Genomic DNA, 1,036 nt, shown 5'->3' with positions numbered 1-1,036 from the left:
TGGGAAGACTGCGCCTAACCCGGTATTGACAACGATGAAATATTTTAAAGATGAATATATGGCACATGTAGTTGAAAAAAGATGCCCCTCAAAGGTATGTAAAGGCCTTGGCCAACTTGCTATTGACCCGGATAAATGTCGCGGCTGCGGAAAATGCAGGAAAGTATGTCCTGCATCAGCTATTGAAGGCAGAACGAGGGAACCTCATAAAATTGACATTACACGATGCTTGCGGTGTCTTGCATGTGTAGATGCATGCCCCTTTGATGCCATAAGGGAGGAATAAGCCATGGAAAAGACTATGAAAATAAACGGAAAACAAGTGTCGTTTACTGGTGAAGCAAATCTCTTGGAAGTAATACGAAAAGCCGGTATTGAGCTTCCAACTTTCTGCTATCATTCAGAGCTTTCGGTATATGGTGCATGCAGGATGTGTCTGGTAGAAGACGATAACGGCAGAATAATGGCAGCATGCTCAACCCCGCCTCGCCCCGGAATGTCTATCAGGACTCATACAGAAAGGCTAATACGTCAGAGAAGGGTTACTTTAGAACTTTTGCTGGCAAACCACGATAGAGAGTGCACAACCTGTGTAAAGAGCGGCAACTGCCGCCTGCAGGAATTGGCAAACATCTTAGGAATTGGGGAAATACGATTTGGACAGAAAAACGGTAGGCTGCCTATAGACGATTCAAGCCCTGCTATAGTAAGAGATCCAAACAAGTGCATCTTATGCGGAGATTGTGTTAGAATGTGCGAAGAAGTACAAGGCGTAGGTGTGCTGGGTTTTGCATATAGAGGTAGCAATGCCAAGGTTGTGCCGCCTTTTAACAAGAATATTTCCGAAGTCAATTGCGTGGATTGCGGCCAATGTGCGGCAGTTTGTCCGACGGGAGCGCTGACAATAGCATCACATATGGAAAAGGTGTGGTCTGCTCTTCACGACCCACAAAAAACAGTAGTAGCTCAGATTGCTCCGGCTGTAAGAGTTTCCCTTGGAGAAGAATTCGGCTTAAAACCCGGTACCCCTGCAACC

2 protein-coding genes are annotated in these 1,036 nt (G+C 45.9%); both read left to right on the top strand.

All coding sequences use genetic code 11. The features are described 5' to 3' along the window. On the top strand, positions 1–286 hold a 286-nt coding region (locus BUE08_RS10300; protein WP_286680894.1), incomplete at its 5' end, for a ferredoxin family protein. Positions 287–289: 3 nt separating this feature from the next. After that, on the top strand, positions 290–1,036 hold a 747-nt coding region (locus tag BUE08_RS10295; protein ID WP_286680893.1), incomplete at its 3' end, for a 2Fe-2S iron-sulfur cluster-binding protein.

Origin of the sequence: Tepidanaerobacter sp. EBM-49 (assembly GCF_001896645.1) — a bacterium.
GTDB classification, from domain to species: Bacteria; Bacillota; Thermosediminibacteria; order Thermosediminibacterales; family Tepidanaerobacteraceae; genus Tepidanaerobacter; species Tepidanaerobacter syntrophicus.
This window is presented reverse-complemented; position numbering and strand designations above follow the sequence as displayed.